The sequence below is a fragment of the Aeromonas sp. Lyrl_2 genome (genome assembly GCF_051948815.1).
Taxonomy (GTDB): Bacteria; Pseudomonadota; Gammaproteobacteria; order Enterobacterales; family Aeromonadaceae; genus Aeromonas; species Aeromonas veronii.
Genome location: NZ_JAYJLJ010000006.1, coordinates 198,602 through 222,012, shown reverse-complemented (window position 1 = coordinate 222,012; position 23,411 = coordinate 198,602). Strand labels below are relative to the sequence as shown.

Here is a 23,411-nt window from a genome sequence, read left to right as displayed (position 1 = left end):
GGGTAGATCTTTGTGGCTATCAGTATGTCTTAATAATTTATCAGTTTGTTTATTTTTTCAATATGGCTTGAGCAGGGAATGAGATGGATATTGAGCTGATTAATGTGCCGCAAAGTGAATTTGAGCTGGTCTTTACTGCCGTGAAACAGGGGATTTTTCCCTATGTTGAGTCGCTCTTTGGCTGGGATGACCAATTTCAACGCGAGCGACTAACCAGCTCATATCGGCCGCAATGGTTTTCGTGGATCCTGCATGGGGGAGAACGCATTGGTCTGTTATGTAGCAAGCCATATGAGGATGCCAAGCATGTTCATCTGCTGATCATTTTCCCTCAGTATCAGGGGCGGCAGCTTGGCGCTGCCGTGATGGAACGGCTTCATCAGGAGGCTGAGCGTGAGGGGAAATGCCGGGTCACCTTGTCCAGCTTTACAGACAACCATGGGGCGATACGGTTTTATGAGCGCCTTGGTTACAACGTGGTCGAAGAGGATCCAGAGTTTGTCTCCATGTCCCGGCCGTTGGGCTGTGACCTCGGATTGAAAAAAGTGGTTAATGGAGAGTTGTGATGGCAATTTTGAATATTTTGACGGCTCCCGACCCCAAATTGAGGCTCAAGGCCGAGCGGGTTGAGGATATCGCTGCCGTACAGGGGCTGATCGATGACATGCTGGAGACCCTGTATGCGACGGAAAACGGGATTGGCTTGGCCGCGACTCAAGTCGGGCGCAAAGAGGCAGTCGTTATTATCGACTTGTCCGAGAGCAGGGATCAGCCGCTGGTTTTGATTAATCCACAAGTGATAAGCGGTATTGAAAAGGTGCTTGGACAAGAGGGATGTCTCTCCGTGCCGGATTACTACGCGGATGTCGAGCGTTACAGCTCGGTGGTGGTATCTGCACTGGATCGAAAAGGTAATCCGATCACCATCGAGAGCAGCGATTTTTTGGCCATTGTCATGCAGCATGAAATTGATCATCTGGATGGCAACTTGTTCATTGATTACCTGTCACCGCTCAAGCGGCAGATGGCACTCAAACGAGTTAAAAAATCTCTCAAGTCCGCCAGTTAACATCTGCGGATAGTGGCTGGCCGTTTTAGTTATGTGGAGAGCAGGCAGAATGAAAGTGGCAAGATGGAATGTCAGGGCGCTGTTTGGCCGCAATAGCAGTGAGGTGCGGGGACGTTATGGGTTGAAGGCTCTACTGTTGCTGGGAACATTGTGGGTAGCTCTCCCCGTATCAGCCGACGAAGAGCAGTTGCCAGCCGAATATCGCCCCTTTGTGCAGCAGTTGGTCGATGCGGCTGAAGCCCGGGATCATCAGGCCCTTGCCAATCAAATGAAATACCCCTTCAAGCAGGAGTATCCCATTCCCGCCATCAAAACCCCGGCGGAGATGCTGACCCGTTTCGACGAGGTATTTGATGACGCCATATTAAAAAGCATCGCAACCTCCCGGGTCGGGCAGGATTGGCAGACCATGGGCTGGCGCGGCATCATGCTGGGCAGTGGCGAGGTCTGGATGGATTTTGATGGCAAGGTGATCGGTATCAATCATCAGACTGCGCAGGCCGCCAAATTGAAAGCCGAGCTTATCGCCAGGCAGAAGAGCGGTCTGCATCCCAGTGTGCGAGAGTACAAGAGCCCCGAGCTGATGTGGCAGACCGAGAAATTTACCATCCGCATCGACGAGTTGGACGATGGCCACTATCGCTACGCCTCCTGGGCCAAGGGCAAGACGCTCGCCGACAAGCCGGATCTGGTGTTGAAAAATGGCACCGTCAGGGTGGAGGGGTCGGGGGGCAATCATACCTACCTCTTCACGAGCGGCCCCTATCGCTACGAGTGCATCGTCACCGTGCTGGGTGAGCGAGGCGTGCCGCCGGGTGAGTTGGTGGTCTATAAAAATGACGTCGAGATAGTGCACCAACCGGTGATCAAGGTGCTGTGACAGCAAATCCACATAAAGAGAGCTCAAAGAGCGGCCGGGAGCCGCTCTTTTACTTTCGAAAATAGAGAGATGAGCTGCGCTAGCTTTGCGGCACCCTGACCCCTTTATCGAGATAGAGGCTGCTGTAGTTGGCCCTGTGGGTGACAAACATCACCTGATGGCGGCTGCCGTCGGAGAGGATAATAAAATCCCCCGCCTGGGCGGGGCTCTGCAAGGTGATCTCCTGCTCGGGGGCGGTCAGGCGATCGACATCTTCCTTGAAGGTGAGGGTGTAAGAGTACATATGGCGCTCCACTACTGGCTCATATCAAACACTCCGTTGAAGGTAGTTGCTGGCATGGGCGCGCGCGGCGTCCGATTGGCGCTGTTAGACCAAATATCAGTGATGAGAACGTGCGTGGCTTCAGTCGGGTTGTTCTGCTGAGGGGCGCTTGAGGCGTTTACATCAGGGTCATTGGTATCAAAAGCGATGGGAAAGGGGCGAAAAGGAGGATGAAAAAACCGCCGATTGGCGGTTTTTCTTATGCAATGGGCCCTACTTCAAGGCCTTCTTCAGCTTCTTGATCTTGCCTTCATGCTTGGCAATTTTCTCAAGACGAGCGGCGATCTTCTTCTTGATCTCTTTCTTGCTTGCTTTGGCCATCGGTGGCGCTCCTTTGCAGTGGGGACACATGAGGTGTCAGTGTGGGTCTTCCCTTTGACGTCCCAGAGTGCCACAGGGCTCCTTTGTGAACCAGCACTCTGTTGCTTTAATAGCCAGCTCGCTATAACTGCAAGGGGCTGAGCCAGCGCAGCAGTTGCTGGCCAACCTGCGGGTTGGCGAGCAGGGACATATGGCTGGTGCGATAGACAATCAGGGTATGGGCGGGAAGAAAAGCCAGCTGATGGCGCGCTTCGTTGTGCTGACCGAGGGCGCTGCGTAGCGGCACCAGTCCATCGCCAATCAGCCGGTCGGCCAGCAGGCTGCGCTTGGCGGCAGTGGTCGCGACGATGGCATAACAGTTGACGCTACAGGGCAAGGGGAGTGGGACGCGGGGATCGCGCAAGGGCACTGCGGGATCGGGTGGGGCGAGCGTCTCGATCACCTTGCCGTGGCGCAGATCCTTGATGCCAGCACTGCGCAGCCGTGCCAGTCTGACGAAGGGCTCGCTGTAGGCGGTGGTGGGCAGCAACTGCTCCAGCCAGTGACCTGCATGTTCGAGCGGTGCGCCGTGGTGTGGTGTGCCGAGAAATATCAGGTTGGCAAGGTGCGCAGGCCAGGTGAGCCCGGCCACGCCGGCATGGTGGCAGGCGCTGCGTGCAACCAGTCCCCCCATGCTATAGCCCATTATCGTTATCTCTTTGAGCTCTCCCGGCCAGTGGGCGAACAGCTGTTCCAGCAACAGGGCCAGCGCCTGCCCGTTCTGTGCGATGGGCAGGCCCGAGTTGTAGCGCAGGTAAAGAGGCTGATAGCCAAGCGCATTGGCAAGTTGCTCTCCGTGATTGACCGGCTTGCCTTGATGCTCGGTCTGCCACTGCAGATCGTTCATGCAGAGGCCATGGATCATCAGCAGTACCCATCCCTCGCGGGGTAGATCCTTTGGCATCGCCTGCCAATCGAGGGGCTTTCCCTGATAGCGCAGGGTCATGGGGGTGGCGAGAGCATTGTGGTGTTCGACCAGCTTGTCCCCCAACACGCCGTTGAGCGTGGCGATCAGGGCCGCGCGTTTCGGGGTTTCGGGGATCTGGTGGGGCGGCGGAGTGGCTGGCAGGCGGCTGAGCAGATGGTTGATACCGCTGCCCAGGGTGTTGGCGGTGCCATGTACCCCCTTGTAGACCAGCCCGGTGATCCCGGCTGTTTTTCCCTCATCCCGTCCCTTGAGCCCCATACCGCTCAGTACCGCCTGATGTACCGCTTCGGTGATCTCTACCGCGGCGGGCAGCGCCAGAGTCAGCAGGTGCGCCAGCTCGCGGATATCCGAAAGATGCCAGGAAGAGGATGGCGATGGGTCTGTGGCGTCGGTCATGGCAAGCCCTTGTGAAAGCGGGTATCGCGTTGTCGTGCCGCGAAGAGCGCAGCGTATCTCTATATCAAACCAGCTTGCGCCCTTTGTGGCGGGTTTACCAGTAACGGGCCATGCATGGCGGGGCTGATAAGAACCGCTTGCGAAGCCGGTCACGGTAATGACAGGGAAAATCACCTCTACTTCTTCATATGAAGCCACATGGAGAGGTGAGGATGTCGCTGTTTGATGAGGTGCGGGTACAGGATTTGTGTGCAAGGTTGCTCGATAGCCAGAACGAAAAGGGCTGCTCCCTTGAGAGTCGGCATGGCCGCGAGTTGAAGGAGTTGTTGCAGGCGGTGGGCGGAGTCGAGTCAGTTGGGCGCAGTTCCCGTCATATATTGACCGAAGCGGGGCGGACTTATCTGACCGGACAACTGGCACGGGCAGAGTTCCCCGAACAGGACAAGGGTGAGCAGCTGCAACGTCTGGGGGTGAGTTTGCCTGTGCGGCTCAATCAGGCCTGCTTTTATGCCCTCTGGCATGGGGACAGCAAGCATCCGCGATCAGCATCCCTTGCAGCGCCACAGCTTGCGAACTTGGCGCTCACGCAGGATGAGGTGATCCGCATCCGTACCCTCGAACCGCTCTCACTGGTCGATCGGCACGGTCAGCAGCACGATATGACGGCAATGATGGCGCTGCTGGGGGAATTGGCGTTGCCGGAGCGGACTCTGGGCACGCTGGCGACCATCGGCTGGCAAGGGGCGCGGGTCATTACGGTGGAGAACAAGGGGGCCTTTGTCGACTACCCGCTGCAACCCGGGCAACTGCTGCTTTTTGCCCCCGGTCGCAATACCACCCTGGCCAAGCAGCTGATCCCGCTGCTGCCTGCGGGCGTGCAGTGGGCCCATTTTGGCGATCTCGATCAACGGGGTATCGATATTGCCGTCGAGCTGGCGCGCGAGCTAAATCGACCGGCCATGCTCTGGCTTCCCTGTGAACTGCAACCTTATCTGGATCATTACGCCCGTCCGGTACGCACCTTTGCGGCGGGCAGTGGCAAGGTGCCCTGGCGTGTGACGACGCAGGCTGATCAGGTCGATGATTATGGCTCGCCAGCAGGCGTTCCCTGGTTTGAGAAGCTGATCACAGACGGGACTTGGCTGGAGCAGGAGGTTTTGATTCTGGCCCCTCATTGGCGGAGCTGGTCATTGGAAGCGATGGGCAATCAGGGGTGAAACGGGGAGCCCGCGCTCCCCGTCATTTGTGGTCAGCTGCTTACTTGGCCTTGATGGGCCCCTTGGTGCCGGCATCATTATCGACCCAGCCATCTTCACCCTTGATGCGGCGATCCCCCTGAATGGTGTAGATGACCATGCCATCCTTGAACACCAGCGCGCCATCGGATTTCTTGGCATTGACCTTCTTGTCGTTGACCCACACCTGATCCTTGCCATCGATGCGGATATTGGCCACGGTGGCGCCGGTTTGGGGGAAGGTGGCGATCCAGTTGCCCGTATAGGGGCTGCCGCTGGTTGCCGCGGCCGGAGCATTGCCAACACCGGCAGCCGCGTTCTCAGCCTTGGTTTTGTTGATATCGCAGCCATTAAGCTCGCTCACCTGAGTGCAACCCGAGCGCTCCAGCTTCTGCTCATAGCTCAGATTCAGACCGCCCTCCGTGGCCGGGGCGGCAGTGCCAAATCCCGCCTTGGCATTTTCCGCTTTGGTTTTGTGAATGTCACAGCCCTGCGCCTCGGTGACCTGGGTGCAGCCGGATCGCTCCAGTTGCTCGGCATATTTGGCGCTGATGGCGTGGGCAGGAGCGATACCGAGCAGGGTCAGGGTGATGAGCAGAGCAGCATTCCTGGACATAGATAATCCCTCAAAGATGTAAGTCATGCAGGTTCATCCGCGCAGTTGCGGCAGTGAACGGTCGGCCTCTCCTGAGCATCCGAGACAGATGCACAGCTGGCGTATTCACGTTAGCACCTTGGGCCAACCACGCCCAGCGATGTGGCCGGAAGATAAGGCGAGAGGTGATACGGGTGGGGAGTGCAGGGGAGGTTAAATAGCAGTGACATTGCTGCAGAAGAGGTGGTAACAAAAGAGCAAGTCACTGCACGGCATTATCATAATGATAACGGCAACCCCGCTGATATCATTTCAGCCCCTTAAACTGACCTTTGATGATAATTCTCACCGATGCCGAGATATCGTCTCTGATTATTATCACCTTGCTATTTTATCGCTTGGCCACCCTATCCATCCTTTTATGGAATAAACCGCTGAAATAGCCGCTGATTTTGTGGGTGGCATCACACACTTTTGCCATTTATTAATATCTGCCTGCATTTTATTGGTTTGGCACGGTTATTGATTGCCTCATATCGACGCTAACCGACGCGCTCACCCACAACCGGGATGCTGGTGACATCGTGAGTGAAAGGGGAGCTATCCATATCTCATCCAATGATTGGGGCGAACGATGAAAGCAGTTAACGAATTAATCAAAGAGATCAGAGCACTCAAATCCAACCTGCATGAAAAAGATTTTCTGCTGACCTGGGAGCAAACCCCTCAGGAGCTGGAGCTGGTATTGAAACTGGCCGAATCACTCAAGACCCTGCGCGCCGAAAATATCTGCACCAAACTGTTTAACAGCGGGCTCGGTATCTCGGTTTTCCGCGATAACTCCACCCGAACCCGCTTCTCTTACGCCTCTGCGCTGAACCTGCTCGGTCTGGCCCAGCAGGATCTGGATGAGGGCAAATCCCAGATCGCCCATGGCGAAACCGTCCGTGAAACGGCCAATATGATCTCTTTCTGCGCCGATGCAATCGGCATCCGTGACGACATGTTCCTCGGTGCCGGTAACGCCTATATGCGCGAAGTGGGCGCCGCACTGGATGAAGGGTTCGAGAAGGGGGTGCTGCCCCAGCGTCCGGCGCTGGTCAACCTGCAATGCGACATTGATCACCCGACCCAGTCCATGGCTGATCTGGCCTGGTTGCAGGAGCACTTCGGTAGCCTGGAAAACCTCAAGGGCAAGAAGATTGCGATGACCTGGGCTTATTCCCCGAGCTACGGCAAGCCGCTCTCCGTGCCGCAGGGCATCATCGGCCTGATGACCCGTTTTGGGATGGACGTGACCCTGGCCTACCCGGAAGGGTATGACCTGATCCCGGACGTGATCGAAGTGGCCAAGGAGAATGCCAAGGCATCCGGTGGCAGCTTCCGCCAGGTCACCTCCATGGAAGAGGCCTTCAAGGATGCCGATATCGTCTATCCCAAGTCCTGGGCTCCCTACAAGGTGATGGAGCAGCGCACCGAGTTGCTGCGTGCCAATGACCACGCCGGCCTGAAAGATCTGGAGAAACATTGCCTTGAGCAGAACGCCAAGCACAAGGATTGGCACTGCACCGAGGAGATGATGAAGCTCACCAAGGGGGGCGAAGCGCTCTATATGCACTGCCTGCCGGCCGATATTTCCGGCGTTTCCTGCAAAGAGGGCGAAGTAACCGAAGGGGTATTCGAGAAATACCGTATCGCCACTTACAAAGAGGCGAGCTGGAAGCCCTATATTATCGCCGCCATGATCATGGCCCGTAAATTCTCCGCCCCGGCAGAAACCCTGGAAAATCTGATTAAAGAGGCGCAAAAGCGGGTGAAATAAATAACGGCAGGGCAGGGTGAATATTCATCCTGCCTACACTGTCGAACCCATTATTTTGAGTTTTCTCTCCGTGGTATCTGAATAACGGATCTCCCGGCGAGGCAGCTCTTTGTCAGGTAACGCCTAGTGAGGTAAGCATGTCCCAATTTTCGCTGAAGATGGATATTGCCGATAACCGCTTTTTTACCGCCGAGCCATCTCCGCTTTTTTCTCGCGCCGAAGCACAAAAGGCTCGCGCTTTTCATAAAAAACTGGCCGGTTATGAACCGACCCCATTGTGCGACCTGAAAGATCTGGCCGCCTATATCGGGGTGAAAAATATATTGGTCAAGGACGAGTCAAAGCGCTTTGGCCTCAACGCCTTCAAGATGCTGGGTGGCGTTTATGCCATCGCCAACCTGCTCTGTGAAAAATATGGGGTGGCCATCGAGGATTTCTCCTTCGATCTCATCAAACGCACCATCAAGGAGCCGATGACCTTCGCCACCACCACAGATGGCAACCACGGTCGTGGCGTTGCCTGGGCCGCCAAGCAGGTGGGCCAGCATGCGGTGGTCTACATGCCCAAGGGCTCGGCGCAGGAGCGGGTGGAGCACATCCTCAATCTCGGTGCCGAGTGCATCGTCACCGACATGAACTACGACGACACCGTGCGCCTCACCATGAAGATGGCCGAAGAGCGCGGCTGGCACATAGTGCAAGACACCGCCTGGGAGGGTTACACCAAGATCCCGACCTGGATCATGCAGGGTTACTCCACTCTGGCCGACGAAGCGGTCGAGCAGATGCAGGCCATGGGCATCAAGCAGCCCACCCACGTGCTGCTGCAGGCCGGGGTCGGGGCGCTGGCGGGCGGTGTGCTCGGTTATCTGGTGGACTGCTTCGGGGCGAAAAACCTGCACAGTATCGTGGTCGAACCGGATCAGGCCGACTGCATCTACCGCTCCGGTGTGGCGGGGGAGATGGTCAACGTGGGGGGCGATATGCGCACCATCATGGCCGGTCTCGCCTGTGGCGAACCCAACCCCCTCGGTTGGCCGCTGCTCAGAAGCTGCACCACCCAGTTCATCTCCTGTCACGACAAGGTGTCGGCGCTGGGCATGAGAGTGCTCGGCAACCCCCTTGGCAATGATCCGCGCATCATCTCCGGTGAGTCCGGCTCGGTCGGTACCGGCGTGCTGGCGGCAGTGCGTCACCACCCGGATCGCGCGGCGCTGATGGAACGTCTCGGGCTAAGTCGCGACTCCGTGGTGCTGATCATCAACACCGAAGGGGACACCGATGTGACCCACTACCGGGAAGTGGTGTGGGAAGGCAAGCATCCTGCCTGCGACTAACTCTCCCGCCAGAGCAGAGACACGAATTGGAGAACTGATCGCACCTCGCCAACGGGGTGCGGTAACGGGCACAGGGCGCTGCCGATGAACAGGCCGCGCACTCTCAGTTGTTATGGAGAATCACAATGAGCAAGCAAATTCCGTTTGAAATGGTGTTGGAGAAGGCCTACCAGTACAAGGCCGAGATGAGTCAGTTCCTGCGCGACATGATCGCCATCCCGAGCGAGAGCTGCGATGAAGAGCGCGTCGTGCTGCGCATCAAGCAGGAGATGGAGAAGGTTGGTTTCGACAAGGTCGAGATCGACCCCATGGGCAACGTGCTGGGTTATATCGGCCACGGCCCGCACCTGATCGCCATGGATGCCCACATCGATACCGTCGGTGTCGGCAACCGCGCCAACTGGACCTTCGACCCCTATGAGGGGATGGAAGATCACGAGATCATCGGTGGCCGCGGCGCATCTGACCAAGAAGGCGGCATGGCCTCCATGGTCTATGCGGGCAAGATCATCAAGGATCTGGGGCTGGAAGATCAGTACACCCTGCTGGTGACCGGTACCGTGCAGGAAGAGGACTGCGACGGTCTCTGCTGGCAGTACATCATCGAGCAGAGCAAGATCCGCCCCGAGTTCGTGGTCAGTACCGAGCCGACCGACTGCCAGATCTACCGTGGCCAACGTGGCCGCATGGAGATCCGTGTGGAAGTGCAGGGGGTCAGTTGCCACGGCTCTGCGCCGGAGCGTGGTGACAACGCCATCTTCAAGATGGGCCCCATTCTTGGCGAGCTGCAGGAGCTGAGCCACAACCTCGGTCATGACGACTTCCTCGGCAAGGGCACCCTGACCGTCTCCGAGATCTTCTTCACTTCGCCAAGCCGCTGCGCCGTGGCGGACAGCTGCGCAGTTTCCATCGACCGCCGCCTCACCTGGGGCGAGACCTGGCAAGGGGCGCTCGACGAGATCCGTGCCCTGCCAGCGGTGCAAGCCGCCGGTGCCGAGGTCTCCATGTACCAGTACGATCGTCCGGCCTACACCGGTCTGGTCTACCCGACCGAGTGCTACTTCCCGACCTGGAAGGTGGAAGAGGATCACATCACCGTCAAAACCCTCTCCAAGGCTTATCGCGAGCTGTTCAACAAGGAGCCGGTGGTGGACAAGTGGACCTTCTCGACCAACGGGGTCTCCATCATGGGGCGCCACGGTATTCCGGTCATCGGTTTTGGCCCGGGTAAAGAGCCGGAGGCCCACGCGCCGAATGAGAAGACCTGGAAAGAGCATCTGGTCAAGTGCGCCGCCATGTACGCCGTGATCCCCATGCTCTATCTGGCCGAGCTGGACAAGTAAGGGGTCTGCCGGGTGGTGACTGCCATCGCCGCCCGGCTGTTGCAAGTGCCCCGTCTCCATTGAGGCGGGGCCTTGCTGTTTGAAGGCAAAATGCATTCGAGGTGGTGGGGATGAAACGGCTGATCAAGAACGGCGTGTTGGTCGATGCGCAGGGTGAATATCGTCAGGAGCTGCTGATCGAGCACGGGGTGATCCTTGAGCGGGCCGCCGCTATCCAGCCCGATGGCGAGACCGAAGTGATCGATGCCAGCGGCTGTTATGTGATGCCGGGTGGCATCGACGTCCATACCCACTTCAACATCGATGTGGGCATTGCCCGCAGTTGCGATGACTTTTTCAGCGGTACCCGTGCCGCCGCCTGTGGTGGCACCACCACCATCGTCGATCACATGGGATTTGGCCCGGCGGGGTGTAACCTGCATCACCAGCTGGCCCGCTATCACGACTATGCCGCCGATCAGGCGGTGATCGACTACAGCTTTCACGGCGTTGTCCAGCATGTGGATGACGCCATCCTCCACGAGATGGCCGCCATGGTGCAGGAGGAGGGGATCAGCAGCTTCAAGCTCTATCTCACCTACCAGTACAAGCTCGGAGATCACGATGTGTTGCGCGCGCTGGCCCGCCTCAAGGAGGTGGGGGCGCTTGCCACCGTCCATCCCGAGAACGATGCCGCCATCGCGGCGCGCCGGGCGGCCCTATTGGCCGCCGGTCACCATGAACCCTGGTATCACCCGCAAAGCCGCCCAATGGAGTGCGAGGCGGAGGCGATCGCCCGGATGATCAATCTGGCCGGACTTGCTGGCAATGCGCCACTCTATATCGTCCACCTCTCCAATGGCTTGGGACTGGAGTATCTGAAACTGGCGCGTCGTCAGGGTCAGCCGGTCTGGGTGGAGACCTGCCCGCAATATCTGCTGCTCGATGAGCAGTGTTATTACAAGGAGAACGGGGTCGACTATCTGCTGAGCCCGCCGCTGCGCTCGCGCCGCGAGCAGGACAAGCTGTGGGTCGGTATCGCTGCTGGCGACATCGATACGGTGGCGACCGATCACTGCAACTTCTCCCATGCCCAGCGCATGACCCTCTCGGGGGGCGATTTCAGCCGCTGCCCCAACGGCTTGCCGGGCGTCGAGAACCGGATGCTGCTGCTGTTTGCCCAAGGGGTGTTGGGCGGGCGTATCTCGCCATCTCGCTTTGTAGCTCTCACCAGCGCCAATCCGGCGCGCCTGTTTGGCCTCTGGCCGCGCAAGGGCAACCTGCAACCGGGGTCTGATGCCGATCTGGTGCTGATGGATCCCCGTGGCGAGACCCAGATCCGTCACGTCGCCCTGCATGACAACGGCGACTACAGCCCTTACGAGGGGATGCGCTGTCCCGGCCAGATCAGGATGACCCTCAGTCGCGGCGAGATAGTGGCCCGTGATGGCGAGTTTCTGGGGCGGCGTGGTCACGGCCGTTTTCTGGCCAGAGCGCCCTTTGATCCGGCGTTGGCGCCGGATCTGCACTCGCCTTGTCCCGCGGCTGCAGGCTGACAATCCGTTCGAAACACGCAGAGCAGCAAGGTTATGTGAACAACGAAAGGTGGGCCGGTATTGCGCCGGCTTGTCCCATCACTGGAGATAACAAGATGAAACAGCGTATCGTACTGGCCCTGGGGGGCAACGCTCTGGGCAACAACCTGCCCGAGCAGATGAAGGCGGTGCAGAGCACGGCAGGCACCATTGCCGACCTGCTCGCCCAGGGGCATGAAGTTGTGGTGACCCACGGCAACGGCCCGCAGGTAGGGATGATCCAGCAGGCGTTCGAGGTGGCGGCCCGCCACGACTCCAAGGCGCCCCATCTGCCCATGTCGGTCTGCGTGGCCCTGAGTCAGGGTTATATCGGTTATGACCTGCAAAACGCCCTGCGCGAGGCCTTGCTGGCGCGTGGTATTCACAAGCCGGTTGCTACCTTGGTGACCCAGGTTGAGGTGGATAAAAACGATCCCGCCTTCCAGGACCCCAGCAAACCCATCGGCGGTTTCTTCAGCAAGGAGGAGGCCGAAGCATTGATGGCCAGGGGCGAGCGGCTAAAAGAGGATGCCGGCCGTGGCTATCGCCGGGTGGTCGCATCCCCCAAACCCGTCGATATCATCGAGAAAGAGACCGTCTCTGCCATGCTGGCTGCCGGTCAGGTGGTGATCACCGTCGGTGGCGGCGGCATTCCGGTGCTGCGGGAGGGCAATCACCTGCGCGGTGCCAGTGCGGTGATAGACAAGGATTGGGCCAGTGCCAAGCTGGCGGAGCTTATCGACGCCGATATGCTGATCATCCTTACCGCGGTAGAGAAAGTGGCCATCAACTTCGGCAAGCCCGATGTGCAGTGGCTCGATCAGCTGAGCGTCGCCGATGCCAACAGCTTTATTGCACAGGGGCAGTTTGCCAAGGGATCCATGCTGCCCAAGGTGGAGGCGGCGCTCTCGTTCGCGACCTCCATGCCGGGGCGCAAATCCCTGATCACCTTGCTGGAGAAGGCCGCCGACGGCATTGCCGGCAAGACGGGAACCCTTATCAGCCGCTAGGTGTTCCAGCACGGGTTGAGTGTGATTGCGGGGGCCGACGGCCCCCTTGTTCATTTTGGGGCAGTCATGGCCAGCGGAGGATGAGCGGCGTAAGATGGCCGCCTTCAAGCGCGGGCAAGACGCCGAGAACAGACCCGGCGCAATGAGTGACAAGAGGTGAGTAACAAACAAATGAGCGGAAAGATCAATATGGCGGCGCTGGTGGGATTGATCCTGCTCACCGCCATCTGGAGTTACAGCTGGATCGTGATGAAGCAGGTGATGCTCTACGCGGGAGCCTTCGAGTTCACCGCCCTGCGCTGCCTGTGCGGATCTCTGGTTCTGCTGCTGGTATTGGCCCTGCGCGGGCGCCGTTATCTCAAACCCACCCCGTTTCGCTATACCCTCGCCATCGCCCTGTTCCAGACCTGCGGCATGGTGGGGTTGGCCCAGTGGGCTTTGATCAGCGGCGGGGCGGGCAAGGTGGCCATTTTGAGTTATACCATGCCGTTCTGGGTGGTGATCTTCGCGGCGCTCTTTCTCGGTGAGCGGATGCGCAAGCTGCACTATCTGGCGGTCGGAGTGGCCGCCTGCGGGCTGCTGTTGGTGATCGAGCCCTGGCAACTGCACCTGGATTCCATGAAGAGTGCGCTGCTGGGGATTGCCTCCGGTATCTGCTGGGGGATCAGCGCCATCATCGCCAAGCGGATGTATGCCCGCCATCCCGGGGTGGATCTGATGTCCCTCACCACCTGGCAGATGATCTACGCAACCATAGTGATGGCGCTGGTGGCGGCGCTGGTGCCGGAGCGCCCCATCGACTGGCAGCCCTACGTGATGGGGGCGCTGGCCTATAGCGCCATCTTCGCCACCGCCATCGCCTGGAGTCTCTGGCTGTTTGTGCTGAAAAAACTGCCAGCGGGTATCGCCAGCCTTAGCACTCTGGCGGTGCCGGTGACCGGCGTGCTGCTCTCCTGGTGGCTGCTCGGCGAAAATCCGGGGCCGGTGGAGGGGAGCGGTATCGCCCTTATCGTGCTGGCGCTGTTGGTGATTAGCCGCAAGGGCAAACGCTCCGTGGTGTCGGTGGCGGGGGAGACTCGCATCAAGCATGGTTGAGTGGTGACTGGGCTGCCAGTGGCACGATAAACGGCACTCAAAAGAGCCCGCGACAGGGGACCAGCCCCTCGTTACAATGGCGTGGTCTGACTGTGCTGGAGCACAGGTATCTGATTTATTGTGATTATTTCAACGAACCTAACGGCAAGGATGAGACCGTATGATGACGCTGGTGTGGTTGGCTGTAGGCCTGGTGTGTCTGGTGGTGGGGGCCGAATCTCTGGTGCGGGGCGCATCTCGCCTCGCCACCATGATGGGGATATCGCCACTGGTGGTGGGATTGACCATAGTGGCCTTTGGGACCAGTGCTCCCGAGCTGGCGGTGAGCATCCAGTCTGGCCTCGAGGGGCAGGCAGGGATAGCGGTGGGAAACGTGGTCGGCAGCAATATTTTCAACGTGCTGTTTATTTTAGGTATTTCGGCACTGATCGTACCGTTGACCGTCTCCCAGCAACTGGTACGTCTCGATGTGCCCTTGATGATAGTGGTCTCTTTTCTGGTGTTGTTGCTGGGCTACGATGGCCGTATTGCGCCACTGGAAGGGGCGCTGCTGTTTGCCGGCATCATCGCCTACACCGGGTTTCTCTTTGTCCAGAGTCGACGGGAAAACAAAGCGGTGCAGGCGGAGTACGAGCAGGAGTTTGGTACCCGTGAAGCGAGTACGGCGGGCAACTGGTTGCGCAATCTGCTCTTTATTGCCGCAGGTCTGGGTCTGCTGATCCTCGGCTCCCGCCTGCTGGTTGGCAGTGCGGTGGAGATTGCCCACTACTTCGGGGTGAGCGATCTAATCATCGGCTTGACCATAGTGGCGGCCGGTACCTCCTTGCCCGAAGTGGTGACCTCCATCGTTGCAGCCCTGCGCGGGGAGCGGGATATCGCTGTGGGTAACGTGGTGGGCAGTAATATCTTCAATATCCTCTGCGTGCTGGGGCTTACCTCCATCGTCACTCCCGGTGGGCTTGAAGTGTCGGCCACCGCCCTTCAGTTCGATATTCCGGTAATGATTGCGGTGGCGCTTGCCTGCCTGCCCATCTTCTTTACCGGTTACACCATCGCCCGCTGGGAAGGGGCGCTGTTTCTGGCCTACTACATCGGCTACACCTGCTGGCTGATCCTCCACGCCACATCCAGTCCGCTGCAAGGTCAGTTCAGTGCAGCGCTGACCGGTTTTGTGTTGCCGCTCACCGCCATCACTCTGGTTGTGCTGGCGGTGCGAGCCTGGCGGTTGCAACGAACCCGGTCGTGATGCAGGTTCTCCTGATGTAAAGGAGCTGCATCAACCGACAGGCGGAAAAAAGCCCCACCATCATGGAGGGGCTTTTGCTTGGTGGGGGGGACGCGAAGAGCCGTTATCGGCGCTGGGCCAGATGCATCATGGCCTCCAGCACGGCGCCGCCGATGGCGCGAGCCTTGTCCGATACCGTAGTTGCGTCGGCCCGCTCGCCTCTGGGGTCGATGTCACCGATCTTGAAGCCGATGGTCACCTCAATGCCATCGCTGAGCAGCCCCCGCACCATACCGGAGAGCGGCGCGATAATGGGGGCGTCCCCCACATGGGCGATCACATCCCCCTCCTGCACCAGATCACCGAGCTTGATAATGCTCTTCATCACCCCGGCGACAGGGGCGCGCACCACCCGGCGGGCGGAGTGTCCCTCGATCACCCCGGGAATGCCGGTATTGGGCTGAGCAGGGCCCTGATAGATGACCCGGCCCAGATGATGACCGCGGTTGGTCTCAATGACCGCATCGCAGTCGCGCCCCGCCTCAAACCCCGGGCCAAGGGCCACCGTAATGGGGGCCATCTCCTTGTGAGTGCCTAGGTTCTGTTTGGCCAAAATGGCATCCACCAGATAGCGGGGCTTGAGCTCGGCGAGGGTGGCGCAGTCGGGGTCAACCAGCAGCGGAATGACGCCCCGATCCAGCTGCTCGAACGCCTGCTCAACGCTCTCGACCCGCTTGGCGCGCACACCCTCGACGCTGGTTTCACCATCAAACATCCCTTGCGCGAAGGCGACGGTGCGGCGGATCACGGTGGGCTTGTCGAGATCCAGCATCACCACCTTGAAGCCGGCATTGTGCAGCCGCAGCGCGACGCCGGTGGCGATGTCGCCGGAGCCGCGCATCACCACCAGCTGATCCCGCTTGAGGCGAACATCGTCCTGCATTAGCCCACCGGCCTTGCCATTTTTCACCTGCAGCAGCTCGGCTAGGATGCTGATGGCGATCTCCTCGGGCGTCTCGGCACCTATGTTGTAGCCGATGGGGGCGTGCAGCTGCTGCAGTTGCTCCTGGCTCACCCCTTGCTGGCGCAGTGCCTGGGTGAAGGTCTGCACCTTGCGCTTGCTGGCGAGCAGCCCCAGATAGGCGAGGGGACGGCTGATGAGCCGATCCAGCGCCTCCTTGTCCTGATGGTTGGTGGCGATGATGACGAAGTTGGCGGGCTCGATGGCCAGTTTCTCGATCACCGCGCTGATGGTATCGGCCTGCACCAGATGGGTACCGGCTGGGAAGAGGTCAGGGTTGAGGCTCCCCTCGAAGCAATCCCCTACATGGACATCAAAGCCGAGTGGCGCCGCAGCATGGGCCACAGCCCGGTTGACGTGGCCGGCACCAATGAGCACCAGCCGTGGTCGCAGACCATAGACATCGATATAGACCGACATGGCACCACCGCAATCCGACCCGACCGCATTCTCACCGTTGCGTGCCATCCGGCCGTGGAAGATACGGGGCTTGCGTTCGGCAATGGCGGCCATCGCTTCCTCGATCACCAGCCGCTCGATCATGCCGCCGCCGATGGTACCGAGGATCTGGCCATCGGCCATCACCAGCATCTGGGCCTGATGGCGCGGGGTGGAGCCCCGGCTCTCGATGATCTGGGCCATGGCAAACGGCGTGTTCTCCTGTTCCAGTCGGGCTGCGTGTGCAAACAGATTCATAAGGTACCTCTTTTCATCCTTAAAACGTCAGGGGTGAGGCTAAAGCGCCTCCCCGTGCGGAGCTGTGCAGATCAGGTGACGGATGGGGGGGGATTCGCGCACGGCCCCCTGCCAGATGGCGTGGATCTCGGGGTGGCGGCTCTGCAGCTTTATCAATTCCGCCAGCCACGACGCCTCATTTTGATAATCGCCATTGATAAACCAGATCCGGCGCGCCCCGGGCGGGGTGCCCTTGAACACCCCCTCGGGGTGGGAGATCAGCCTGTCAAACAGTGCCCAGTCAAGTGGCTCACCCGCCGCAATCCCGCACAGGGCCTGCAATTCAGCCCAGCGGTGGATCTGCGCCGGTTCGGCATTGGCTCCCACCATGGCGCTGCCCAGCAGGGCGATCACCCAGTCACTCTGGTGTGGAATGCAAGGTTCGTGCAAAGCGGGCACTTTCAATAACTTGTGATGGGCGCCATCCGCTTCGACCAGGATGAGATCGAAGCGCTGCTGTCCTTTGAGCAGGTCGATTTGGCGCAGATCCGGCCCTGCAACCTTGCCGGTGCGCTCGTCGAGATGGCTGAACAGGGCAACCAGGGTCGGGCCATCCGGCAGAGCCTGACAGCGGGTAAGTTGACGAACGGGATCCGTCTCGATAATCAATTCCCGATAGTGTGACGGGGCTGGCAGAAACATCCGGGTGGTGGTGGTAATTAGCACCTTTTTACCCTGCTTATAAAAATATTCCGCCAGCCAGAACAGGGTGCTGGTTTTTCCGCCGGCACCACAAAGGCTAATTAGCGTGGTATGGTTGTCACTATTTTCAAGCAGTGGATTTAAAAGCGAACCAATATCCGGAAACGCGTGAATAACAGAGTGTGGCAAGGACATGGCAATGACCGAAATAAATAGCGAGGTGAATGAAAAGGTGCAGGCTCGGGGGCATGAACAGTGTGACTGTATAATTACCGCAGCAGGTTTGTCATCCCGCATGGGGGCATGGAAAATGATGCTACCTTATGGCTCGGGGACAATTCTTGATGCAAGTCTCAAAAATGCCCAGGCCTTCTGTTCCCGGATTATTTTGGTCGTGGGCCATCGCGGGGCCGAGCTCGCTGCCTGTTATGAGAATCGCCCCGACATCCTCATCGTCCACAACCCTGACTATGAGTTGGGGCTGGGCAGTTCAATCCGCTGCGCTCTGGCGGCCAGTGACGCTGACTACCTCTTTATCAGCCACGGGGATCTGCCCTGTATCCCGCGCGAGGTCTATCAACAGTTGTGGCTGGCGCGCGGAGAGTTCGCCCTGTTCCCGAGCTTTGAGGGGGAGGCGGGCCACCCGGTCTTGCTGCCAAAATCCCTCGCAAGGGAGCTGGCTGCCGCGCCGGCACAGGGTTCGGTGCGCCGCTGGTTGCTGCAACGTCCCCATCGCACCATACCGGTCGAGAGTCCTGCCATCCTCTTTGATATCGATACCCCCGAGCGCTATCAGGCGCTGATCCATGGCGAACTGGAGCTGCGTTCTGCCGACGAGTTTACGACCGAGCAGGGCTGAGTCGCATCGTTGGGGCCCACCTCCCTCTGCGTGCAATGGCAGCCAGCGGGGCGGTAACGCCGAGTCATCTCGCAGCCTTTGGATAAACCGAAATAGCGACGACCGCCTTTTATATAGCAGTGACTTTTAAGCAAACCCCGGCCATATTGGTCGGGGCTGGCTTGCGATAATGCTGGATGATTTTTACCCTATCAAAGTGATATTTATCGCTGCCGATTTGATACTTTTCATTTTTCTCTGGCATTGCCTTGAATAAAATTTCAAGTGAGTGAGAACCACTCTCATTAATCATAATGGCGACATGCCAAACCGCCTTCATTAATTCGAGCCATCTCACGCTTTTACCCTAAAAAATAGTTTTGCCGATGGAGTGGCCTGATAGTTGCTCCTCTCCTTGCCAAGGGGTAATGCCCGTGCGGGATACCCCATTTATTCATGCTGCCAATGCGCAGAACAGCTGCAAGGAGATAGCCATGGGCGATATTATGCGACCCGTTCCCTTCAAGAATCTGCTGACCCGTATTTTTGCGGAATATAAAGAGAGTCAGACTATTTTCGGTATTCCCGCCGCACAATTTTATCGCAAGCAGGACGAGCGCAAGATCAAGGTGTTCGGTGAAACCTGCGAGACCCCCATTGGCCCGGCAGCCGGCCCCCATACCCAATTGGCTCAGAATATCGTCACCTCCTGGCTGACCGGCGGGCGCTTTATCGAGCTCAAGACGGTGCAGATCCTGGACCGTCTCGAACTGGAAAAGCCCTGCATCGATGCCGAAGACGAGTGCTTCAACACAGAGTGGTCTACCGAGTTCACCCTGCCCAAGGCGTTTGACGAGTATCTTAAAGCCTGGTTTGCCCTCTATCTGCTGGAGGAGGTGTTCGACCCGCGCCTCGACGGAGAGGCCAAGTCCTTCATTTTCAACATGAGCGTGGGTTACAACCTCGATGGCATCAAACAGCCACCGATGCAGCAGTTTATCCACAGCCTGATGGATGCCAGTCAAAGTCCGAAATTTGCCGAGTTCCAGCAGGTGCTGCGCGAGTTGGTGGCCGACGAGCAGTTTATCGCCGAGCTAGGACTGGGGGCGCGCCGCGATCGCCTGCAACAGCTGGTGGATCGCATCCCGGCCAATCTGGTTCACGGCGTCACTCTCTCCACCATGCACGGCTGCCCACCGAATGAAATTGAGGCCATCTGCCGCTACATGCTGGAAGAGAAGGGGCTCAACACCTTCGTCAAACTGAACCCGACCCTGCTGGGCTACCCGCGGGTGCGCGAGATCCTCGACACCTGTGGCTTTGATTACATTGGTCTGAGCGAAGAGTCGTTCGATCACGACCTCAAGCTGGATCAGGCCAAGGCGATGCTGACCCGTCTGATGGCGCTCGGGGCCGAGAAGGGGCTCACCTTCGGGGTCAAGCTGACCAACACCCTGGGCACCATCAACCGCAAAGGGGCGCTGCCGGGGGATGAGATGTACATGTCCGGCCGTGCGTTGTTCCCCCTCTCCATCAACGTGGCGGCCGTGCTGTCCCGCGCCTTCGATGGCAAGCTGCCTATCTCCTACTCGGGCGGCGCCAGCAAGTTCAACATCGCGGAGATCTTCGAAACCGGCATTCGTCCCATCACCATGGCCACTGATCTGCTGAAACCGGGTGGTTACCTGCGCCAGATTGAGTGCCTCAAAGAGATAGATGCCTCCGACAGCTGGGGCATGAGTCAGGTAGATGTGGCCAAGCTGGAAGCGCTTGCCGCCAAGGCCCTCACCATGGATTACACCCAGAAGGAGTGGAAATCCGACGATCGCATCGAAGTGGGTGGCGGTCTGCCGCTGACCGACTGCTACGTAGCGCCCTGCGTCACCGCCTGCGCCGTGCATCAGGATATCCCCGAGTACATTCGCCTGATGGGCGAGGGGGAGTATGTCGCGGCCCTTGAGCTGATTTATCAGCGCAACGCCTTGCCCGCCATCACCGGCCATATCTGCGATCACCAGTGCCAGTACAACTGTACCCGTCTGGACTACGACAGCGCGCTCAATATCCGCGAGCTGAAAAAAGTGGCCCTCGAGTTGGGCTGGGAAGGGTACAAGGCCCGCTGGCACAAGCCGGCAGGCAGCGGTGACAAGCACCCGGTTGCGGTTATTGGTGCAGGCCCCGCCGGTCTCTCCGCCGGTTACTTCCTGGCACGCGCCGGCCATCCGGTCACCGTGTTCGAGCGTGAAGCCGATGCCGGTGGCGTGGTCAAGCACATCATCCCCGAGTTCCGCATTCCGGCTGAATTGATCCAGCACGACATCGACTTTGTCGCCGCCCACGGGGTCAAGTTCGAGTTTGGCTGCGATCCGGCGCTCACCGTCGACAAGCTGCACGCCAAGGGCTTTAGCTATGTCTTCGTTGGCATCGGTGCCGACAAAAATGGCGGCATGCGCCTCGAAGGTGGACATGATCGGGTCTACAAGTCCTTCAACTTCCTGCGCAGCTTCAATCAGGGCAAACCGCTGCCGCTGGGCCGCCATGTGGCGGTGATCGGTGCAGGCAACACCGCCATGGACTGTGCCCGCGCCGCCCTCAAGGTGCCCGGTGTCAGCGATGTGACCGTTATCTACCGTCGCAGCGAAAAAGAGATGCCCGCCTATCGCGAGGAGGTTCTGGAAGCGGTGGAGGATGGGGTGCGTTTCTGCTTCCTCACCAATCCGGAGCGCTTTGAGAAAGATGGCAAGCTTACCGTGCGGATGATGGCGCTGGGGGAACCTGACGAGCAGGGCCGCCGCCGTCCGGTGCCCACCGAGCAGACCGAAGTGATGCAGATGGATGCCCTGATCACCGCCATCGGCGAGCAGCCTGACTGCGAGGTGCTCAAAGCGATGGGGATTCCCCTTGGCAGCGATGGCTGGCCCGAGGTGGATGGCCAGACCGGCGAAACCAGCCGTCGCAACGTCTTCCTCATCGGTGACGTGCAGAGCGGCCCATCCTCCATCGTCGGTGCCATCGGTGGTGCCCGCCGCGCCGCGGATCTGGTGCTCTCTCGCGAGCATATCGCCAGCCAGCAGAGTGAAGTGACCATCCAGCCGTCGGGCAAAGACGAGATCTACCGCCGCAAGGGGAGCATCGCCGTCACCATGGTTGACAAGAGCGAGCGTGATGCCTTCGTGGCGCAAGAGGCGCACCGTTGCCTCGAGTGCAACTACCTCTGCAGCAAGTGCGTGGATGTCTGCCCCAACCGGGCCAACGTCGCCATCGCGGTACCGGGCTTCAAGGATCAGTTCCAGACCCTGCACCTGGATGCCTACTGCAACGAATGTGGCAACTGCGCCCAGTTCTGCCCGTGGCAAGGCAAGCCCTATCAGGACAAGGTCACCATCTTCAGCCTGCCCGAGGACTTCGACAACAGCCGCAACCCCGGGTTCTATCTGGCTGACGGTGGCGAACTGCGGGTGCGTCAGGATGGCGAGACATATCGCCTGACCATAGACGCCCAAAGCCGGATCAAGGATGCGCCAGCGGCCCTTGGCGACATGTGCCGGATCATCAGCCATGTCCATGCTCATCACCATTACCTGCTGGGGGCCGTCGAGGCCTGAGCGAACCACGAATAAGCGAAGGAGCAAACCATGTTTATTCTGAAGAACGTCACCGCTGTCCAGCTGGAGCCGACCCGGGTGCTGGAAGGGGTGGATATCGCCATCGAAGGATCGCTTATCAAAGCGGTGGGGCCCAATCTGCGGGCCCTCTACCCGGAGGCCAACTATCGGGAGATGGGCGGCAAGCTGGTGATGCCGGGCATCGTCTGTGCCCACAACCACTTCTACTCCGGCCTGTCGCGGGGGATCATGGCCAATATCGCCCCCTGCCCGGACTTTATCTCCACCCTGAAAAATCTCTGGTGGCGGCTCGATCGGGCGCTCGATGAAGAGTCCCTCTACTACAGCGGTCTCATCTGCTCGCTGGAAGCGATCAAGAGCGGCTGCAGTGCGGTGATCGACCACCACGCTTCGCCCAACTTCATCAAGGGCTCCCTGAATGTGCTGCGCAAAGGGTTTATGGAGGCGGGCCTGCGCGGCATGACCTGCTTCGAGACCACGGATCGCAACGGCGGCCTTGCCGAGCTGCAGGCCGGGGTGGAGGAGAACATCCTGTTCGCGCAGGCCATTGATGCCGCCAAGGCCAAGGGGAACGAACCCTATCTGGTGGAGGCTCATATCGGCGCCCACGCCCCCTTTACGGTACCGGACGAGGGGCTGGCCATGCTGCGCGAAGCGGTGCAGGTCACCGGTCGCGGGCTGCATATCCATGTGGCGGAAGACCGCTACGACATGGCCCACGGTCACCACCACTATGGCAAGGAGCCCATCGCCCGGCTGGACGAGTTTGGCCTTGTCGACAGCAAGACACTGATTGCCCACGGCATCTACCTGAGCCCGGCTGACATCGAGCTGCTCAACAGCCGCGATGCCTTCCTGGTGCACAACGCCCGCTCCAACATGAACAACCACGTGGGCTACAACATGCACCTGCCGGAGTATCGCAATCTGGCGCTTGGCACAGATGGCATCGGCTCCGACATGCTCGAAGAGCTCAAGTTCGCCTACTTCAAGCACAAGGATGCCGGTGGCGCGCTCTGGCCCGACAGCTTTGCCCGGTTCCTCTGGAACGGCAACACCCTGCTGGAGCGCAACTTCGACGCCAAATTTGGCCGCCTGGAGCCGGGATACAAGGCCGACCTCACCATTTGTGACTACGACGCACCGACCCCGCTGGCGCCGCGCAACCTCGGCGGCCATCTCGCCTTTGGTATGGGCTCATCCTCGGTCAACAGCGTGATGGTCGAGGGGCGCATGGTCTATCAGGATCGCGAGTTCGCCTTTGACGTCGAGCCCATTTATCAGCAGGCCAGCAAGGTGGCGAGCCGCCTGTGGCAACGGATGGATCAGCTGGCCTAAGGCCCCCTCCGCACGTTTGGACTGGATTGCCCGCCCTGTGG

The 23,411-nt window shown here is 59.3% G+C and carries 20 protein-coding genes; 14 read left to right on the top strand and 6 right to left on the bottom strand.

Annotated elements, in window-relative coordinates; all coding sequences use genetic code 11:
• The first annotated feature begins 83 nt into the window (after nucleotides 1–83).
• Genes VF684_RS07675 through VF684_RS07665 form a run of 3 tightly spaced genes read left to right on the top strand, consistent with a single transcriptional unit; the run spans nucleotide 84 to nucleotide 1,949 of the window.
• Nucleotides 84–566 carry a GNAT family N-acetyltransferase gene (locus tag VF684_RS07675; protein WP_139440849.1) on the top strand — a complete coding sequence of 161 codons (483 nt, stop codon included), beginning with the start codon at nucleotides 84–86 and terminating at the stop codon, nucleotides 564–566.
• A complete protein-coding gene (gene def / locus VF684_RS07670; RefSeq protein WP_139440848.1) occupies nucleotides 566–1,069 on the top strand; it encodes a peptide deformylase in 504 nt (167 codons plus the stop codon). The genes VF684_RS07675 and def overlap by 1 nt, the downstream gene beginning before the upstream one ends.
• 49 nt (nucleotides 1,070–1,118) lie before the next feature.
• Nucleotides 1,119–1,949 carry a hypothetical protein gene (locus VF684_RS07665; RefSeq protein ID WP_139440847.1) on the top strand — a complete coding sequence of 277 codons (831 nt, stop codon included), beginning with the start codon at nucleotides 1,119–1,121 and terminating at the stop codon, nucleotides 1,947–1,949.
• 79 nt (nucleotides 1,950–2,028) lie between these two features.
• On the opposite strand, the gene VF684_RS07660 is transcribed toward VF684_RS07665, so the two are convergent.
• Nucleotides 2,029–2,232 (bottom strand): hypothetical protein, encoded by a 204-nt coding sequence (locus tag VF684_RS07660; protein WP_110303762.1) that lies wholly within the window; start codon nucleotides 2,230–2,232, stop codon nucleotides 2,029–2,031.
• Between the two features lie 481 nt (nucleotides 2,233–2,713).
• Nucleotides 2,714–3,955 carry an esterase/lipase family protein gene (locus tag VF684_RS07655; RefSeq protein WP_139440845.1) on the bottom strand — a complete coding sequence of 414 codons (1,242 nt, stop codon included), beginning with the start codon at nucleotides 3,953–3,955 and terminating at the stop codon, nucleotides 2,714–2,716.
• Between the two features lie 212 nt (nucleotides 3,956–4,167).
• On the opposite strand from VF684_RS07655, the gene VF684_RS07650 reads away from it, so the two are divergent.
• Nucleotides 4,168–5,172: a Wadjet anti-phage system protein JetD domain-containing protein gene (locus VF684_RS07650; protein WP_139440844.1), complete on the top strand. Its 1,005-nt coding sequence runs from the start codon at nucleotides 4,168–4,170 to the stop codon at nucleotides 5,170–5,172.
• A 40-nt stretch (nucleotides 5,173–5,212) separates the two neighbouring features.
• On the opposite strand, the gene VF684_RS07645 is transcribed toward VF684_RS07650, so the two are convergent.
• Entirely contained in the window at nucleotides 5,213–5,806 is a 594-nt protein-coding gene (locus tag VF684_RS07645) for a hypothetical protein (protein ID WP_139440843.1), read from the bottom strand.
• Nucleotides 5,807–6,419: 613 nt separating this feature from the next.
• Between VF684_RS07645 and ygeW the strand changes: the two genes are divergently transcribed.
• From ygeW to VF684_RS07610, 7 genes are all read left to right on the top strand, one after another.
• Nucleotides 6,420–7,607, top strand: a complete 1,188-nt coding sequence (gene ygeW, locus VF684_RS07640) for a knotted carbamoyltransferase YgeW (RefSeq protein ID WP_139440842.1) — start codon at nucleotides 6,420–6,422, stop codon at nucleotides 7,605–7,607.
• Between the two features lie 137 nt (nucleotides 7,608–7,744).
• Entirely contained in the window at nucleotides 7,745–8,944 is a 1,200-nt protein-coding gene (dpaL, locus tag VF684_RS07635; RefSeq protein ID WP_139440841.1) for a diaminopropionate ammonia-lyase, read from the top strand.
• 125 nt (nucleotides 8,945–9,069) lie between these two features.
• Nucleotides 9,070–10,287: a YgeY family selenium metabolism-linked hydrolase gene (locus tag VF684_RS07630; RefSeq protein WP_005336806.1), complete on the top strand. Its 1,218-nt coding sequence runs from the start codon at nucleotides 9,070–9,072 to the stop codon at nucleotides 10,285–10,287.
• Nucleotides 10,288–10,397: 110 nt separating this feature from the next.
• Complete coding sequence (gene hydA, locus VF684_RS07625; RefSeq protein WP_139440840.1) at nucleotides 10,398–11,822, top strand: dihydropyrimidinase; 1,425 nt, start codon at nucleotides 10,398–10,400, stop codon at nucleotides 11,820–11,822.
• A gap of 95 nt (nucleotides 11,823–11,917) precedes the next feature.
• Nucleotides 11,918–12,850 carry a carbamate kinase gene (gene arcC, locus VF684_RS07620; protein WP_139440839.1) on the top strand — a complete coding sequence of 311 codons (933 nt, stop codon included), beginning with the start codon at nucleotides 11,918–11,920 and terminating at the stop codon, nucleotides 12,848–12,850.
• 171 nt (nucleotides 12,851–13,021) lie between these two features.
• On the top strand, nucleotides 13,022–13,945 hold the full coding sequence (locus VF684_RS07615; RefSeq protein ID WP_139440838.1) for a DMT family transporter: 924 nt from the start codon (nucleotides 13,022–13,024) through the stop codon (nucleotides 13,943–13,945).
• 160 nt (nucleotides 13,946–14,105) lie between these two features.
• Nucleotides 14,106–15,191, top strand: a complete 1,086-nt coding sequence (locus tag VF684_RS07610; protein WP_005360785.1) for a calcium/sodium antiporter — start codon at nucleotides 14,106–14,108, stop codon at nucleotides 15,189–15,191.
• Nucleotides 15,192–15,294: 103 nt separating this feature from the next.
• Here VF684_RS07610 and yqeB read toward each other — a convergent pair whose 3' ends face one another.
• Nucleotides 15,295–16,887: a selenium-dependent molybdenum cofactor biosynthesis protein YqeB gene (gene yqeB / locus VF684_RS07605; protein ID WP_201912762.1), complete on the bottom strand. Its 1,593-nt coding sequence runs from the start codon at nucleotides 16,885–16,887 to the stop codon at nucleotides 15,295–15,297.
• 39 nt (nucleotides 16,888–16,926) lie between these two features.
• Entirely contained in the window at nucleotides 16,927–17,763 is an 837-nt protein-coding gene (gene yqeC / locus VF684_RS07600; protein ID WP_139440836.1) for a selenium cofactor biosynthesis protein YqeC, read from the bottom strand.
• On the opposite strand from yqeC, the gene mocA reads away from it, so the two are divergent.
• On the top strand, nucleotides 17,762–18,427 hold the full coding sequence (gene mocA / locus VF684_RS07595; RefSeq protein WP_307773302.1) for a molybdenum cofactor cytidylyltransferase: 666 nt from the start codon (nucleotides 17,762–17,764) through the stop codon (nucleotides 18,425–18,427). The genes yqeC and mocA overlap by 2 nt on opposite strands.
• Nucleotides 18,428–18,536: 109 nt before the next feature.
• On the opposite strand, the gene VF684_RS07590 is transcribed toward mocA, so the two are convergent.
• Nucleotides 18,537–18,764 (bottom strand): hypothetical protein, encoded by a 228-nt coding sequence (locus VF684_RS07590; protein ID WP_139440834.1) that lies wholly within the window; start codon nucleotides 18,762–18,764, stop codon nucleotides 18,537–18,539.
• Between the two features lie 136 nt (nucleotides 18,765–18,900).
• On the opposite strand from VF684_RS07590, the gene ygfK reads away from it, so the two are divergent.
• Together ygfK and ssnA are read left to right on the top strand one after the other, a co-directional pair.
• A complete protein-coding gene (gene ygfK, locus VF684_RS07585; RefSeq protein WP_201912766.1) occupies nucleotides 18,901–22,011 on the top strand; it encodes a putative selenate reductase subunit YgfK in 3,111 nt (1,036 codons plus the stop codon).
• Between the two features lie 30 nt (nucleotides 22,012–22,041).
• The gene (gene ssnA / locus VF684_RS07580; protein WP_201912768.1) at nucleotides 22,042–23,370 is read left to right on the top strand and encodes a putative aminohydrolase SsnA; all 1,329 of its coding nucleotides are present in this window, start codon (nucleotides 22,042–22,044) and stop codon (nucleotides 23,368–23,370) included.
• The last annotated feature ends 41 nt before the right edge of the window (nucleotides 23,371–23,411 follow it).